Genomic DNA, 16,181 nt, shown 5'->3' on the forward strand with positions numbered 1-16,181 from the left:
GTGCATACCTGATAGCGAACAACCATGAATAAGCCAAATCCGCTCAGCAGTTTCATCGTTGCCCTGGCCTGCCTCCTGCTTTTGCCGACCGCAGCCCGAGCCGCTGTCAGTCAGGTGCCAGCGCAGCTGCCGCTGTTCGTCAACAACTCGGTGCCGCCGCTGAACATGCTGGTGGTCGGGCGCGATCACAAACTGTTTTTCCCGGCATACAACGATGCGTCGGATCTGGATGGTGATGGCTCGATCGATATTCGGTACAAGCCGGACCCTGCGTTTAAATATCTGGGTTATTTCGATTCAGGCTTTTGCTACAGCTATGGGAGCGGTTACTTCAGCGCGTCCAGCAAGACTACGGATAAAACCTGCCCAGGTACGTGGAGCGGCGACTTCCTGAACTACCTGACCACTTCCCGTGTCGACGCGCTGCGTAAAGTGCTCTACGGCGGCTATCGGAGCACTGACAGCACCACTCAGACCATCATCGAGCGAGCCTATATTCCGACCGACGCACATACGTGGGGCAAGGAATACAAAAGTGTGGCAGTGGACGGTTATGACATCCATGACTACACGCCGCTCACGATTCCCAGCGCCGGTAACTACACGCTGTTTGCCAACAACACACAGACTTCCGCGCCACTGCTGCGGGTATTGTCCAATGTGTCGAACATCCGCCTTTCCGACTGGGTGTCTCGGGAAGTCACCCAAGGTGGCAACAAGGTCGGGAGCAACACCAGCGTATCTCCTGCGGACTACCAGGTCAGGGTAGAAGTCTGCAAGGCCAGCACCATCGCGGCGAACAACTTCATCGAGACCAACTGCAAGCTCTACCCCAACGGGAAGTACAAGCCCACGGGGATCCTGCATGACTTCGGCGAAGGCAATCAGATGTACTTCGGCCTGATGACCGGGACGTATCAGAACAACATTCAAGGCGGCGCCGTTCGTAAAGCCATCAGCAGCTTTTCCAATGAGATCGACGCATCCACCGGGATTTTCATCGATGGGGGGATTGTCGGCACCCTGAATGACCTGACTTTTTCTTCCGGGTGCAGCAGTTCGGGCAACACCATTACCAACGGCACCTGCCCCAACTGGGGTAACCCGTTGGCAGAGATGATGTTTGAAACCATGCGCTACTTCAGCGGCGCGACGACACCGACCAGCGGCTACCTGTCTGGGGCAGCCGACAGGCTGCTTGGCCTGTCGGGCCTCACGACCTGGACCAACCCATATTCCGCGACACCCAATGCCAACGCTACGAATCCGACCTACCCAAGCTGCTCCAGGCCATTCGAGACGCTGTTCAGCGACGTGAACCCGACATACGACTCGGATCTGCCCAACAGTGCGTTCAGCACGACCAACGCCCCATCGTCCACTACTGCATTAGACAATCTGGACGTTCAGGCCCTCGGCAGGACGATCTGGAACAATGACGTCGGCTCAGGCAGCAAGAACGTCAATATCGGCGAAACCGTCGGCATCAATGACCTGGCGCCCACGGCAAAAGCCGCCTCCAGCCTGGGCAATATCCGTGGCCTGCCCGAGGAGCCGACCAAACAGGGGACGTTCAACGCCGGCGCTGTCGCCTATTTCGCCAACACCAACCCCATTACGTCGCTGGGCAGCCAGAAGGTCCAGACCTTCTCCATCGCGCTGTCTTCTACTCTGCCGCGCATCCAGATGCCTGTCGGCAACGGCACCATCACGCTCGTCCCTTTTGGCAAGGTGACCAGCGGCGTGACCGAACAAATTACCGGCTTCTATATCGACTCGCTGTACAACATGCCAGGCCAGCCGACCTCCACTACAAACGGCGGTCGTCCTCAAGCAGTATTCCGCGTGGTGTACGACGACAGTGGCCAAGGCGGCGACTATGACATGGACGCCATCGTCCAATACACGGTCTCAGTGCTGGGCTCGGGTTCGACAGCCACGCTCGAAGTAATCACCCAGACTCTCTACTCCGTGGCGGGTTTCGAATCGCACATGGGCTATACCATTTCCGGCACCAATCAGGACGGGATCTATCTTGAGGTCACCGGTGGCGGCAACGGCAACACGCGTTACTCATTCGACACCCCGGGCAACCAAACGCCAGGATCCTGTGCCACGACCACCTGTGCGCTGCTGCCTGGGATGAAATCGGGCGGCGCGACCGCCAACGGCAGTACGTCCCATACCCGGACGTTCAGCCCCTCGACTACCCGCTCCGTTACCAACCTCAATGATCCACTGTGGTATGCCGCCAAGTGGGGTGGTTTTGGCGACTCGAAGAACACCAGCAGCAGCGTCCCCGCAGCAGGACAGTGGGACTCGAACTCAAGCGGTACGCCAAATAACTACTTCCTGGTCAACAACGCTTCAACGCTGAAGGATCAGCTGTCGGCGGCCTTCAACCAGATCCTGCAAACCAACACGTCAGTGGCTACGCCTACTGTGCTACCTGCACTGGGCACCGGCAACTCGACAACCAAGTACCTGAACAGCCTGAACGTTGCGACCTGGAGTGGTGACCTGACCAAGACCACCACCTCCTATACCTCCACCAACTCGACCGGCAGCACGGTTCAGAACTGGCAGGCATCGCAGGTAGTGCCGCAGTGGAACCAACGAAACATCCAGATGGCGAATCAGGCTGGCAACGCTTTGCTGCCATTTACCTGGACTAACCTGGGAACGCGATCCTATGCAGGCATCACTAACCTGCAAACGACGCTAACGGCCAATCAGGTCGATTTCATCAAGGGTGATACAAGCAAGGCGACGTCGGACTACCGCCGCCGCGCGTCACTCATCGGTGACCTGGTTAACTCGTCGCCGGTGCTGGTCAATTCCGCGCTGTACGACGCAACGGTGGCCGATACGCTCAACGGCACCATCGGATCCAACACCAGCTATACCGCCTTCAAGACCGCGCAAGCGAATCGACGTGGTCAGGTTTACGTTGGCGCCAACGACGGTATGCTTCACGCATTTCGCGCAGACACCGGCGTGGAAACATTCGCCTTCATACCATCGGCGGTCATTTCGAACCTCAGCGCTCTGACCGACAAGAACTACAACAGCAACTCCGCACTGCACCGCTACTACGTCGACAACACACCCGTGGTCGCGGACGTTTTCATCTCCGGCGCCTGGCGTACGATTCTGGTCGGTACGCTCGGCGCAGGCGGCAATGAGATCTTTGCGCTGGATATCACCAATCCGGACAGCATTACGCTGCTGTGGGAATTTACCGCTCAAAACGACGCTGAACTTGGATCGACATTCTCTATTCCGGTCATTTCAAGGCTGCACACCGGAGAATGGGGCGTCATCGTCGGCAACGGCTATAACGGCAACAATGGAAAAGCTGCGCTGTTCGTACTCAACGCTGCCACCGGCGCGGTCGTCAGCAAGCTGCCCACTTCAGTGGTGGGCAACAACGGCTTGTCCTCGCCGGTGGTGCTGGACGCCAACGCAGATGGTATCGCCGACTATGTCTATGCCGGCGATCTGTTGGGCAACCTGTGGCGCTTCGACCTGATCGGGTCTTCGCTGACGGCCAATGCGACAGCAGCAAGCTTTAAAGTCGCGTTTGCCAACAAGCCGCTCTATACCGCGACGACCAGCGACACTTCCGGCGCAGCGCAACAGTCGATCACTGCGGCGCCGGCCGTTGTTGCGCATCCCTCTGCGGAGGGAACCATCGTCATTTTCGGCACGGGCCGTTATTTCACATCCGCGGATAAAACCAGTACCGATTTGCAGACGCTTTACGGCATATGGGACAAACAGACAGCGGGCCTGGCGGCGGCGTCCACGCCTGCTCTGGCGCGTTCGAGCCTGCAACAGCAGACCATCACTTCTCAGGTGAACAATGCCGTATTTGGCAGCGCTACCAATACCATTCGACTGGTGAGCACCAATGGGGTGGACTGGAGCACGAAATCAGGCTGGTACCTGAACCTGGCGGTAGGCAACTCACTGTTGGGCGAGCGTCTTGTCGATCCACTGAGCATCAGCGGCAGCGTATTGTTCGCGTCTACCCGCACGCCAGTGACTGATGTCTGCAGTCCGGGTGTGGCGGGTTGGGAGTACGGTCTGGACCCGACCACCGGTGGCAGAACCACCTTCACGGTGTTCAACCTGCGTCGTAACGGCACCATTTCGACGGCCGACAATTACAACGACAACGTGGTGAGTGGCATCAGCATGGCAGCTGGCGGCGTGGCTATCAGCTCCACGGGCGATCAGAAAACATCGACGCCTTCGGACGGCGATTCGATCATCGTCAACACTGGTACGGGCTACGTCGGTCGTCAGAACTGGCGCGTCATTCCTTATCCTGCGCAATGAGGCAGTATTCAATGCATCGTTCAAAACACTCGCAACGCGGTTTCACCCTGATCGAGCTGATGATCACCGTCGCCATCGTCGCGATTCTGGCGACCATCGCGTATCCGGCTTATACGAAATATCTGCAGCGCGGTTACAGATCGGAAGGGATTGCGATGCTCAACGATGCAGCGGCCCGGATGGAGCGGTTTTACGCGCAAAACAATAACTATGCACCGGCAGACCTCCTTGCGCTGGGGTTCACCAGTACGGCACCAACGTCACAGACTGGCCGATACCTGTTGAAAATGACCACCGCGACGTCCACAACGTATGCGTTTCAAGTACAGCCGCAGGGTCAACAGGCCAGTGATGCATGCGGTTCACTGACCATCATCCAGGACGGTACGAAAACCGCAGCAGGCGGCTCAGACTGCTTCAAATAAGCCGTCGTTCATCGCCCCCAACAACCCTGCACACTGGCACCGCCCGACATCCCCTCATTATCGCGCCTGCCCGTGTTATCCAGCACGAAGTTCGCGCAGCGGTCGCCAGCCATAGGCGTGCCCGCAATCGGTCGGGCCGTAAGGACGAAAGCGCGCTCGGAGCGCTCTGTCTCGATGGCGTAAAAACGGTTGCCCACGGAGGGTTGGTGGCTGAAAGCCGGCGGCCCCGTGACATCGGAATACTGCCCTGCCCGTGAGTGAAATCGCTCAAGCTTCTGCGCTTCGTCCACCAGCAAGGCGGCGATCTCGGTGCGACGCGCCTTCTTGCTGTACTCGCTGTACTGCGGATAAGCCACCACGGCGAGAATTCCGATGATGGCGACCACCACCAGCAGCTCGATCAACGTGAAGCCTCTGCTGCACACAGACATTGTGCCTCCCCTCATCGCCGTTGCCGCCACATGATGCGGCGCTGCTCGGTGTGCACGCTCTCCAGCACGGTTCGCGACGAGCCCTGAAGGCCCACGGCGGTGACGCGGTACAACGTCCACGGCCCTTCTCCAGGCGCCACGCCTGCCGGAATGTCAGTTTTGCCTAACTGCTGAATGCCATAGAAGCCGCCATTCGCAGCGACCCACTCCACGCCGGACCCACCGGCAGAACCGCCACTGACCAGCGTCAATGCCTCTGGCGGCGGCAGACAGCTGGCGGCAGTCGAGCATTGCTCACGCTCGAAATCGGGTCGGGTGACCGTGGCCTCGGCAATCCGCAGGATTGCTTCGGCGGACTGGAACGAGGCGACGTTCAGTCTGAGGCTGCCCGCGACCTTCTCCTGAAGCGTGGCGTTCTGCATCGACGACGTCGCCAACAGCGTCAGCATCAGCAGAAACACCAGACTGACGATCAACACGACGCCCCGTTGGGCACGCATCTTCAAGCCGCTCACCCAAGCCGGTTGCGAACAGCCGCAACCACGCTGAAGGTCTGCTCCGGCATCCGGGCGTCGGGGTCGAACAGCGTGAGCGTCAGGCGTACGCTGCGTATCAAGGCGCTGTCGGCGTCGGCCACATAGCGCGCGACGCTTTGCTGATCGCGGGAATGGGCCACGCCGAAGAGCACGCTGAACCCGCGAACATGACTGATCAACGGCTGTCCGTTCAGCGCCAGTTCGCCACGCGCCTTGTTGAACTGATAGACCTGTCGGCGGATTGGCAGCGCCAGCTCACCCGCCGCCACCCCGGGCGCCTTGCCACTGGAATACGCCGTCGCCGCCGACACGCAGTCCGTGTGCACCACCCAGGTGTGCCAGGCCCCGCCACCTTCAACCGCAGCGGTCGCCAGCGTCAGCGAACGTCGGTTAGCGTCCCAACTGACCGGCTCGTCAAACGCCTGTGAAAAACTGCCGCCGTTGCTGGCATCCGTCACGTTCGACAGGCAGCCGAACATGCCGGCCAGGCTGATTTCCCGCACGATTTTGCTGAGGATGAAACGGGCATCTTCCTGCATGGCCGCCGAAGACGTCTGACTCAAGTAGGTGCTTTTGGCGCTGACGAATACCTGCATCAGGGCCAGCGACATGACCAGCCCCAGCACCAGCGCCAGGAGGATTTCCACCAGCCCGAATCCTTTCAACCGCGCCTTCATGGTCGCGCTCCCGGCTCTGCGGAAACCCTGCTGCTCAGCGTCCAGGTCTGCGTGTCGGCCATGTCCTGCCCGGCTCGGGAGTCGTTCCAGGTCAGCGTCATGCGCACCGACGAGCCTTGCTGCGCAATGCTGGCTTGAGCATCGTCGCCGAGCCTTTGCCGCAACTGGGTGGCGAAATCGAACAGGTCCTGATCGCGAGGCACATCAGGATTTTCGGTGACGGGGGCCTGGTCCAGCGAGGCCAGCGCGTAATTGCCCTCAGGGTTGGCGCGGATGCGCTCGAATAAGTCATGGGCAATGAAACTGACCTGCAGGCTGCGCGCCGAGCTGTCGGTGTATTTCAGCGCGCCGAGCTGCAGCATCGCGCCCCCCAGTACGCCGAGGCTGAGGATCAACAGTGCGACCAGAACCTCAATCAACGTCATCCCAGTCTGACTCGATGCTGCCTGCATTCAACACCTCCAATTCCCTGTGCAGCCCCCAGTGAAGTCGACACACGGAAACTTGCCCGATGGATGTGTAACGGCGGCTTGCGGACATATCGGCTGACACCCTCAGGGTTGCCAGGGCAACGGCAGTGACGTCTGCTTGGGCGCGCCACGGTCAGGGAGATCGGTCACATGAAGCAACGAGGTCTGACGCTCATCGAGCTGCTTGCAGGACTGCTCATGCTCGGGATTCTGGCGACGCTTGCCGTTCCCGCATTCGGCGCGCTGGTCGATTCACAGCGACGGCAGGACACCGCCCATCAGTTGGCGAGCGGACTGCGAATGGCCCGCTCCGAAGCCATCGTGCGCAGTCAGCCGGTGATCATGCAGGCACTGGAGAATGACTGGAGCCGAGGCTGGCAGGTTTTCGTGGATAACAATCAGAATCAGTTTCGCGACGATGATGAAACGTTGCTGGCCGAGAAAGCAGGCCAGCGCAACGTAAGGGTGGTGGGCAACAGCAAGGTGATGACGCGCATCGGTTTCGACAACACCGGGCGCTTGCTCAATAACGCTAACGGCACGCTGGCGGTGTGCTTGAAAGAATCAGCCGCCAGCCATTATCAGGTAGCGATCGCCGTTACCGGGCGGGTCAACCTGCGCAAAGAGGGTTTCACCCGTGACCCGTGCGCATGACGCCGATTACTGAACCTGCTTGACGCGCAGTTCCTTGGGCATGGAGAACGTGATGTTTTCTTCACGTCCCGCCAGCTCGTCGGCCCCTGTCGCACCCCACTCGTGCAGCTGCTGGATCACGCCGCGCACCAGCACTTCCGGAGCCGAAGCACCTGCCGTAATGCCGATGCGCTCGACACCGTCGAACCAGCTGCGCTGCATGTCTTCAGCGCCATCGATCAAATAGGCCGGAGTCGCCATGCGCTCGGCCAGTTCGCGAAGACGATTGGAGTTAGAGCTGTTCGGACTGCCGACCACCAGCACGACGTCGCACTCGTCAGCCAGTTGCTTGACCGCGTCCTGACGGTTCTGGGTGGCGTAACAGATGTCGTCCTTGCGAGGACCGCCGATCGCCGGGAAACGCGACCGAAGGGCGTCGATGACCCGACTGGTGTCGTCCATGGACAGCGTCGTCTGGGTCACGAACGCCAGTTTCTCAGGGTTGCGCACGTTGAGCCTGGCGACATCGTCCTCGTCCTCGACCAGATAGATCGCGCCGCCATTGCTGGCGTCGTACTGGCCCATCGTGCCTTCGACTTCAGGATGGCCTTCGTGCCCGATCAGGATGCATTCGCGCCCGTCACGGCTGTAGCGTGCGACCTCGATGTGAACCTTGGTGACCAGTGGGCATGTGGCGTCGAACACCTTCAAGCCACGGCCGGCGGCTTCGCTGCGCACCGCTTGGGACACGCCGTGGGCACTGAAGATGACGATGACGTCGTCAGGCACTTGATCCAGCTCTTCGACGAACACCGCGCCACGGCTGCGCAGGTCTTCGACGACGAATTTGTTATGAACCACTTCATGACGCACGTAGATCGGCGGGCCAAACACTTCCAGCGCACGATTGACGATTTCGATCGCACGGTCCACCCCGGCACAGAATCCACGTGGGTTGGCGAGCTTGATTTGCATGATGTGCCTCGTATCTACGCGCAATGAAACATAAAAACGAAAAGGCCCCGAGCCATGTCGGGGCCACAGACTCCCTGATGTCTCAGAGCGCCCTCACCTCGAAGATTTCCACTTCGAAGGTCAACGTTTTGCCGGACAGCGGATGGTTGAAATCGACGGTGACCTGCTCATCGTCGAACGTTTTCACCACACCTGGCAATTCAGTATTGGCCGCATCGTTGAAGATCACCAGCAGCCCTTCGGCCAGCTCCATGTTCTGGAACTGCGAGCGGGGCATGATCTGCACGTTCTGCGGGTTGGGCTGACCGAAGGCGTTTTCCGGCTGGACCTGGAGGGTGCGCTTGTCGCCGGCCTTGAAGCCGAAGATGAGCGCCTCGAAGCCAGGCAGCAGGCTGCCATCGCCGACTTTGAAGGTGGCCGGCGCCTTGTCGAACGTACTGTCGACCGTGTCGCCATTCTCCAGGTGCAGCGCGAAATGCAGGGTGACTTCCGTGTTCTGACCGATGCGTGTTTCCTGTGCAGCGTTGTCGGTCATCGACTGTTCAGTCATTGACGGTTTCTCCAGTTTTCTTGCTTTTGAACATGTCCAGAGCAAGCATGATCGCGCCGACGGTGATGGCGCTGTCCGCGACATTGAAGGCCGGGAAGCCGTGTTCTTTCCAATGCACGAAGATGAAGTCTATGACGTGGCCGATGAAGATCCGGTCGTAAAGATTGCCGAGCGCTCCGCCCAGTACGAGGGCAAGGGCAATCGCAAGCCAGGTCTCGTGACGCCCCAGGCGCTTGAGCCAGACGACCAGCACAATGCTCACCACCACGGCGATCAGCGCAAACAGCCAGCGCTGCCAGCCGGAACTGTCGGCCAGAAAACTGAACGCAGCGCCCGTGTTGTAAGCCAGCATCCAACTGAAGTAACCAGGAAGGATGACGATCTGCTCGTACAACTCCAAGCGGTTCTCGAAGTAGAACTTGCTGGCCTGGTCAATGACCACGACCAGCACGCTCAACCACAGCCAGCTCAAGCGACCCATACGGCCAGCCGACGCATTAGGCATAGTGACGAACCTCGCCAGCACCGCTGATGTTGTCGACACAACGACCGCAGATTTCCGGATGCTCGGCATGAACGCCGACGTCCTCGCGGAAGTGCCAGCAACGTGCGCACTTGGTGTAACCGGACTTGACCACTTTGAGCTTCAAGCCGGCCACTTCGGTGACCACGGCGTCGGCCGGTGCGCTGACGAACGGCGCAACGCTGGCCTTGGAGGTGATCAGCACGAAACGCAGTTCGTCACCGAGCTTGCCCAGATCGGCGGTCAGGTCGTCTTCGGCGTAAAGAGTCACTTCAGCCTGCAGGTTGCCACCGATGGCTTTCGCCGCCCGCTGGTTTTCCAGTTCCTTGTTGACCGCGGTCTTGATTGCCATGATCCGATCCCAGTAGGCGCGGTCCAGCTCGAAGCCTTCCGGCAGCTCGCTCAGGCCTTCATACCAGGTGTTGAGCATGACCGACTCGTTGCGCTCGCCCGGCATGTATTGCCACAGCTCGTCCGCAGTGAATGCCAGGATCGGCGCGATCCAGCGCACCAGCGCTTCGGAGATATGGAACAGCGCGGTCTGGCAGGAACGACGCGCCTTGCTGTCGGCGCCGGTGGTGTACTGGCGGTCCTTGATGATGTCCAGATAAAAGCCGCCCAGCTCCTGCACGCAGAAGTTGTGCACTTTGGAATAGACGTTCCAGAAGCGGTATTCGCTGTAATGCTCTTCCAGCTCACGCTGCAGCAACAGGGTGCGATCCACCGCCCAGCGATCCAGCGCCAGCATCTCATCGGCAGGCAGCAGGTCGGTGGCCGGATTGAAACCGGTCAGGTTCGAGAGCAGGAAACGTGCAGTGTTGCGGATACGACGGTATGCATCGGCGCTGCGCTGCAGGATGGTTTCCGACACGGCCATTTCGCCCGAGTAATCGGTGGCCGATACCCACAGACGCATGATGTCCGCGCCCAAGGTGTCGTTGACCTTCTGCGGCGCAATGACGTTGCCCAGCGATTTGGACATCTTGCGGCCATTCTCGTCGACCGTGAAGCCGTGGGTGAGCAGTTCGCGATACGGTGCATGCCCGTCGATCGCGCTGCCGGTCAGCAGCGAAGAGTGGAACCAGCCACGATGCTGGTCCGAACCTTCCAGATACAGGTCGGCGCGAGGACCGGTCTCGTGGCCCATCGGATGCGAACCGCGCAGAACGTGCCAGTGCGTGGTGCCCGAATCGAACCAGACATCCAGGGTGTCGGAAATCTTGTCGTACTGCGAGGCTTCGTCGCCCAGCAGTTCAGCGGCGTCCATCTTGAACCAGGCTTCGATGCCTTCGTTCTCGACGCGCTTGGCGACTTCTTCCATCAGCTCGACGGTGCGTGGGTGCAGCTCGCCGCTCTCCTTGTTCAGGAAAAACGGGATCGGCACGCCCCAGTTGCGCTGACGGGAGATGCACCAGTCCGGACGGTTGGCGATCATCGAATGCAGGCGCGCCTGGCCCCAGGCCGGCACGAACCGGGTTTCTTCGATGGCCTTGACTGCGCGGTTGCGCAGCGTGTCGCCCGAAGTCGGCTGTTTGTCCATGCCCACGAACCACTGCGCAGTGGCGCGGTAGATCAGCGGCGTTTTGTGGCGCCAGCAATGCATGTAACTGTGGGAAATGGTTTCGGTATGCAGCAGCGAACCGACTTCCTGCAGTTTTTCGATGATGGCCGGGTTGGCTTTCCAGATGAACTGGCCGCCGAAGAACTCGAGCGATTGCGCGTAGACGCCATTGCTCTGAACCGGGGTCAGGATGTCGTCGTTGACCATGCAGTAGCGCTTGCAGGTCACGAAGTCGTCTTCGCCGTAGGCGGGCGCGGAATGCACCACGCCTGTGCCGGCGCCCAGTTCGACGTATTCAGCCAGATACACCGGCGACAGACGATCGTAGAACGGGTGGCGGAAATTGATCAGTTCCAGGGCCGAACCCGGAGCGGTGGCCAACACCGTGCCTTCGAGGTTCCAGCGCTTGAGGCAGGCTTCGACCAGCTCTTCGGCCAGCACCAGCAGGCGCTCACCGGTGTCGACCAGCGCGTAGTTGAACTCGGGGTGGACGTTGAGCGCCTGGTTCGCCGGGATGGTCCACGGGGTGGTGGTCCAGATCACGATCGCGGCAGGTTTGCTCAGGCTCGGCAGGCCGAACGCGGCGGCGAGCTTGTCGGCGTCTGCAATCGGGAAGGCAACGTCGATGGTCGACGACTTCTTGTCCTGATATTCGACTTCGGCTTCGGCCAGTGCCGACGCGCAGTCGAAGCACCAGTTGACGGGCTTCAGGCCCTTGAACACGAAACCGTGCTTGACCATTTCCGCCAGCGCGCGGATTTCTCCGGCTTCGTTGGCGAAGTCCATGGTGCGGTACGGATTGGCCCAGTCGCCCAGCACACCCAGACGGATGAACTCGGACTTCTGGCCTTCGATCTGTTCGGCCGCGTAAGCACGGCACAGCTCGCGGGTCTTGTCCGCAGGCAGGTTCTTGCCGTGGGTGACCTCGACCTTGTGCTCGATCGGCAGACCGTGGCAGTCCCAACCCGGAACATAAGGCGCGTCGAAGCCCGAAAGGGTCTTCGAACGGACGATCATGTCCTTGAGAATCTTGTTGACCGCATGACCGATGTGGATATTGCCGTTGGCGTACGGAGGGCCGTCGTGCAAGACGAACTTTGGACGATCCTTGCCAATTTCACGCAGCTTCTGGTACAGGCCAATGCTGTCCCAGCGCTGCAGAGTTTGCGGCTCGCGCTGGGGCAGGCCGGCCTTCATCGGGAAGGCGGTGTCCGGAAGATTAAGCGTGGCTTTGTAGTCGGTCATTTCAAGCTCTAAGTTAGCGGTTGACCATGCCCCAATGGGCACGGGCGGCAGCGACATCCGCATCGATCGCCGTCTTCAGCGCCTCAAGGGAGGCGAAACGCTGCTCATCACGCAGCTTTTGGTGGAATACCACCGTCAAACGCCGGCCATAGATATCGCCGGCAAAATCCAGAAGGTGAATCTCAAGGTGAGGACGTCCGTCCCCTGCCACGGTCGGGCGCACGCCGATGTTGGCGACGCCGGGCCATACCTTGCCGTCGATTTCGGCACTGACCAGATACACACCGGTCAACGGCACGCGACGACGCTTCAATTGCACGTTGGCTGTAGGCGTGCCCAACTGGCGCGCCAGTTTCTGCCCATGCAGCACACGTCCGGATATCTCGAACGGTCGGCCCAACAGACGCGCGGCCAACGCGAAATCGGCGGCAGCCAGGGCGTTGCGGACCTGAGTGCTGCTGACACGGCCGCCGTCGATCTCCACGGTCTGCGCCGCTTCGACGGTGAATCCCTTTTGCGCGCCGACCTTCATCAGAAAGTCGAAATCGCCGACCCGATCACAGCCAAATCGGAAGTCGTCACCCACTTCCAGGTGTTTCACACCCAGGCCGTCTATCAGCACCGTGTCGACGAACTCGGCGGCGCTGAGCTTGCTCAGGCGATGGTTGAATGCCAGACAGAGCACCAGATCGACGCCTTCGGCGGCGAGCAGATCGAGCTTGTCACGCAGCCGGGCCAGACGCGCAGGAGCGGTCTCGGGCGCGAAGAACTCACGCGGCTGCGGTTCGAAGATCACCACGCAACTGGGCAGGCCCAACTCCACGGCACGCTCACGCAGTCGCGCCAGGATAGCCTGGTGACCACGGTGAACACCGTCGAAATTGCCAATGGTGGCGACGCAGCCCCGATGCTGGGGGCGCAGATTGTGAAGGCCTCGAACCAGCTGCATAACGCGCTTCTTGCTCATAAAGTGGCCGATTATAACCACACACCGTCGTCAACGACAGGCGACAGATCCGGGCAAACCGCAACAATCGACGTTAACCGGCAAAAACCGACGACTGATCCTACAAGATCGCCTTGCGGGCGAAATGCCTGAGGCGGAAACCCAACAGCAGCAATGTCCCGAAATACGCGCCGATACCGGCAGCCACCAGCGCGCCCAGCCGCAGGAAGCGCTGGAGCATCTGCCCGTCTGACCAGGAAGGCATCACCTGCATCAGCCCCAGCAGCACGGCAGACATCACCGACACCGCAACGACCAGCTTGATCAGGAAAATCGCCCAGCCTGGCTGCGGCTGGAACAGATCCTGCCGACGCAACTGCCAGAACAACAGCGCTGCATTGAGGCAGGCCCCCATGCTGATCGCCAGCGCCAGACCGGCGTGGGCCAGGTGAATGACATAGACGAACAGCACGTTGAACAACTGGGTCACGATGAGGGTGAAGATCGCGATCTTCACGGGCGTGCGAATATTCTGCTGCGCATAAAAGCCCGGCGCGAGGACTTTGATCACGATGATACCGAGCAAGCCGACCGAATACGCCACCAGCGCCCGCTGAGTCATCGCCGCGTCTTCGCCATCGAATTTGCCGTACTGAAACAGCGAAACGGTCAGCGGCTCGGCGAGCAGGCCCAACGCCAGCGTACACGGCAGCACCAGCAGGAAGCACAGGCGCAGCCCCCAGTCGAGAATCCGCGAATATTCATGGCGATCCTTGCTGGCGTAGGTCTTGGAAAGAATCGGCAGCAGAATTGTACCCAGCGCAACACCCAGCACGCCCGATGGCAGCTCCATCAAACGGTCGGCGTAATACATCCACGACACTGAACCGGCCACGAGAAACGATGCGAAAATCGTGTTGATGATCAACGATATCTGGCTGACTGACACGCCGAGCATCGCCGGCAGCATCTGTTTCATCACCCGCCACACGCCGGTATCGCGCAGGTTGATGCGCGGCAGAACGAGCATTCCGATCTTCTTCAGATGCGGCAGTTGATATAGCAGTTGAAGCAATCCACCCGCCAGTACGGCCCAGCCCAGGGTCATGACCGGCGGATTGAAATACGGGGTGAGGAACAGCGCAAAGAAGATCATCGCCAGGTTCAGCAACGTCGGCACGAACGCAGGGACCGAGAAGCGATTCCAGGTATTCAGGATGGCGCCGGCCAGCGAGGACAGCGAGATCAGCAATATATAAGGAAACGTCACGCGCAGCAGGTCGGACGTCAGCTGAAACTTTTCGGGGGTGTCGGCAAAGCCGGGCGCAGTCGCCCAGATGACCCACGGTGCGAAAATGATGCCCAACACCGTGACCAGCGCCAACGCCAGGGTCAGCATCCCCGTGACGTACGCGACAAAGGTGCGAGTGGCCTCCTCGCCCTGCTGGCTTTTATATTCAGCCAGAATCGGCACGAACGCCTGCGAGAAGGCGCCTTCGGCGAAAATCCGGCGCAACAGGTTGGGCAGTTTGAAGGCGATGAAGAAGGCATCGGTCGCCATTCCGGCGCCAAACGCCCGGGCGATGATCGTGTCGCGGACAAAGCCCAGCACCCGCGAAAGCATTGTGATGGAGCTGACGGCGGCTAGCGATTTGAGTAGGTTCATCTAAAGGTTGTGCGCCCGACCAAAGGAAGCGCCAAAGCGCGATCCATTTATGCGATACTCCGCGCCGCAAAACAGCACTGAGCCAAAAACCGCGAGTTTACAGGTCGTACGCCGGAAAGAAATCACCTCGGCATCACACTGCGACCACTCAGCGGAACGCATCAACTGCCCTTGACAAGCATCAAACTCATCGGCATGATTCGCGGCCTATTTTGTTAGCTATTTCCCAAGTCTTTCGAGGAGCTCGACGGTGGCAAACTCACCTTCCGCCAAAAAACGTGCAAAACAGGCTGAGAAGCGTCGCAGCCACAACGCCAGCCTGCGTTCCATGGTTCGTACCTACATCAAGAACGTAGTCAAAGCCATCGACGCAAAAGACGCTGAAAAAGCGCAAGCTGCTTATGTTCTGGCCGTGCCAGTTATCGACCGTATGGCCGATAAAGGCATCATCCACAAGAACAAAGCTGCTCGCCATAAAGGCCGCCTGAATGGCCACATCAAGGCTCTGAACCTTGCTGCTGCAGCCTAAGCGACCCGCTTGTTAAAAAACCGACCTCAGGGTCGGTTTTTTATTGCCTGCGATTCTTGCGCCTGATCAGCTCATGACTTGCTGCAACACATGGAGAAACGCGACTTGCCTGCGCCAGGCCCGAAGGCCTCAGCCAGCTATTGATGCAAGCCGCGGCCTCCATTCGAGCACGCCATCAAGGCGCGGGCGCTGGGGACCACGGCAGAATCGGAATTGCCGTCACCGCATTCTGTGGACTGCCCTCGATCACACGATCGCTGTAAACAAGGTACACCAGCGTATTGCGCTTCTTGTCCAGGAAACGCACCACCTGCATGGTCTTGAAGACCAGCGATGTGCGCTCCTTGAAGACCTCATCGCCATCCTTGAGCTCTTCCCTGAAGTGAATCGGCCCAACCTGGCGACAGGCGATGGACGCCTCGGCCCGATCTTCCGCAAGACCCAGCCCGCCTTTGAGCCCGCCGGTCTTGGCGCGGGACAAGTAGCAAGTCACCCCGTCCACCTTGGGATCGTCGAATGCCTCGACGACGATCCGGTCATTCGGCCCGACAAACTTGAAAACCGTCGACACCTGACCGATCTCTTCGGCCGATGCCAGCAAGGGCAGCATCAACAATGCACCCACCATCCCTTTCAGCGCTCGCATCACAACTTCCTTCTATCAGTGACC

15 protein-coding genes are annotated in these 16,181 nt (G+C 59.8%); 4 read left to right on the top strand and 11 right to left on the bottom strand.

The window, feature by feature from the left end; genetic code table 11:
- The first annotated feature begins 24 nt into the window (after window positions 1-24).
- Window positions 25-4,344 carry a PilC/PilY family type IV pilus protein gene (locus tag AAGQ88_RS23345; protein WP_342653714.1) on the top strand — a complete coding sequence of 1,440 codons (4,320 nt, stop codon included), beginning with the start codon at window positions 25-27 and terminating at the stop codon, window positions 4,342-4,344.
- 59 nt (window positions 4,345-4,403) lie between these two features.
- Window positions 4,404-4,769 carry a type IV pilin protein gene (locus tag AAGQ88_RS23350; protein ID WP_342653715.1) on the top strand — a complete coding sequence of 122 codons (366 nt, stop codon included), beginning with the start codon at window positions 4,404-4,406 and terminating at the stop codon, window positions 4,767-4,769.
- Between the two features lie 8 nt (window positions 4,770-4,777).
- On the opposite strand, the gene AAGQ88_RS23355 is transcribed toward AAGQ88_RS23350, so the two are convergent.
- From AAGQ88_RS23355 to pilV, 4 genes are read right to left on the bottom strand one after another with little or no spacing between them, the layout of a single operon-like run.
- Window positions 4,778-5,200: a type IV pilin protein gene (locus AAGQ88_RS23355; RefSeq protein ID WP_342653716.1), complete on the bottom strand. Its 423-nt coding sequence runs from the start codon at window positions 5,198-5,200 to the stop codon at window positions 4,778-4,780.
- Between the two features lie 11 nt (window positions 5,201-5,211).
- Complete coding sequence (locus AAGQ88_RS23360; protein WP_342653717.1) at window positions 5,212-5,700, bottom strand: PilX N-terminal domain-containing pilus assembly protein; 489 nt, start codon at window positions 5,698-5,700, stop codon at window positions 5,212-5,214.
- Window positions 5,701-5,711: 11 nt separating this feature from the next.
- Window positions 5,712-6,413, bottom strand: a complete 702-nt coding sequence (locus AAGQ88_RS23365) for a pilus assembly protein PilW (protein WP_342653718.1) — start codon at window positions 6,411-6,413, stop codon at window positions 5,712-5,714.
- Entirely contained in the window at window positions 6,410-6,838 is a 429-nt protein-coding gene (pilV, locus tag AAGQ88_RS23370) for a type IV pilus modification protein PilV (protein ID WP_342653719.1), read from the bottom strand. The genes AAGQ88_RS23365 and pilV overlap by 4 nt, the downstream gene beginning before the upstream one ends.
- A 195-nt stretch (window positions 6,839-7,033) precedes the next feature.
- Between pilV and AAGQ88_RS23375 the strand changes: the two genes are divergently transcribed.
- A complete protein-coding gene (locus tag AAGQ88_RS23375; protein WP_285426226.1) occupies window positions 7,034-7,537 on the top strand; it encodes a GspH/FimT family pseudopilin in 504 nt (167 codons plus the stop codon).
- Window positions 7,538-7,543: 6 nt separating this feature from the next.
- Here the strand turns inward: AAGQ88_RS23375 and ispH are convergent, their stop codons facing one another.
- From ispH to murJ, 6 genes are all read right to left on the bottom strand, one after another.
- On the bottom strand, window positions 7,544-8,491 hold the full coding sequence (gene ispH, locus AAGQ88_RS23380) for a 4-hydroxy-3-methylbut-2-enyl diphosphate reductase (RefSeq protein WP_093464704.1): 948 nt from the start codon (window positions 8,489-8,491) through the stop codon (window positions 7,544-7,546).
- 82 nt (window positions 8,492-8,573) lie between these two features.
- Window positions 8,574-9,041, bottom strand: coding sequence for an FKBP-type peptidyl-prolyl cis-trans isomerase (fkpB, locus tag AAGQ88_RS23385; RefSeq protein WP_285426225.1), 468 nt, complete (start codon window positions 9,039-9,041; stop codon window positions 8,574-8,576).
- Window positions 9,034-9,546, bottom strand: coding sequence for a signal peptidase II (lspA, locus tag AAGQ88_RS23390; RefSeq protein WP_342653720.1), 513 nt, complete (start codon window positions 9,544-9,546; stop codon window positions 9,034-9,036). The genes fkpB and lspA overlap by 8 nt, the downstream gene beginning before the upstream one ends.
- Window positions 9,539-12,370, bottom strand: a complete 2,832-nt coding sequence (gene ileS, locus AAGQ88_RS23395; protein ID WP_342653721.1) for an isoleucine--tRNA ligase — start codon at window positions 12,368-12,370, stop codon at window positions 9,539-9,541. Before ileS ends, lspA begins: the two co-directional genes overlap by 8 nt.
- Window positions 12,371-12,383: 13 nt before the next feature.
- The gene (ribF, locus tag AAGQ88_RS23400) at window positions 12,384-13,319 is read right to left on the bottom strand and encodes a bifunctional riboflavin kinase/FAD synthetase (RefSeq protein ID WP_342653722.1); all 936 of its coding nucleotides are present in this window, start codon (window positions 13,317-13,319) and stop codon (window positions 12,384-12,386) included.
- Between the two features lie 118 nt (window positions 13,320-13,437).
- Window positions 13,438-14,982: a murein biosynthesis integral membrane protein MurJ gene (gene murJ / locus AAGQ88_RS23405; RefSeq protein ID WP_342653723.1), complete on the bottom strand. Its 1,545-nt coding sequence runs from the start codon at window positions 14,980-14,982 to the stop codon at window positions 13,438-13,440.
- A gap of 250 nt (window positions 14,983-15,232) precedes the next feature.
- On the opposite strand from murJ, the gene rpsT reads away from it, so the two are divergent.
- Window positions 15,233-15,511: a 30S ribosomal protein S20 gene (rpsT, locus tag AAGQ88_RS23410; protein ID WP_007924739.1), complete on the top strand. Its 279-nt coding sequence runs from the start codon at window positions 15,233-15,235 to the stop codon at window positions 15,509-15,511.
- Window positions 15,512-15,686: 175 nt separating this feature from the next.
- Here rpsT and AAGQ88_RS23415 read toward each other — a convergent pair whose 3' ends face one another.
- Window positions 15,687-16,157 carry a CreA family protein gene (locus tag AAGQ88_RS23415; protein WP_285426221.1) on the bottom strand — a complete coding sequence of 157 codons (471 nt, stop codon included), beginning with the start codon at window positions 16,155-16,157 and terminating at the stop codon, window positions 15,687-15,689.
- Between the last annotated feature and the right edge of the window lie 24 nt (window positions 16,158-16,181).

This window comes from Pseudomonas sp. F3-2, from assembly GCF_038804275.1.
Lineage (GTDB): Bacteria > Pseudomonadota > Gammaproteobacteria > Pseudomonadales > Pseudomonadaceae > Aquipseudomonas.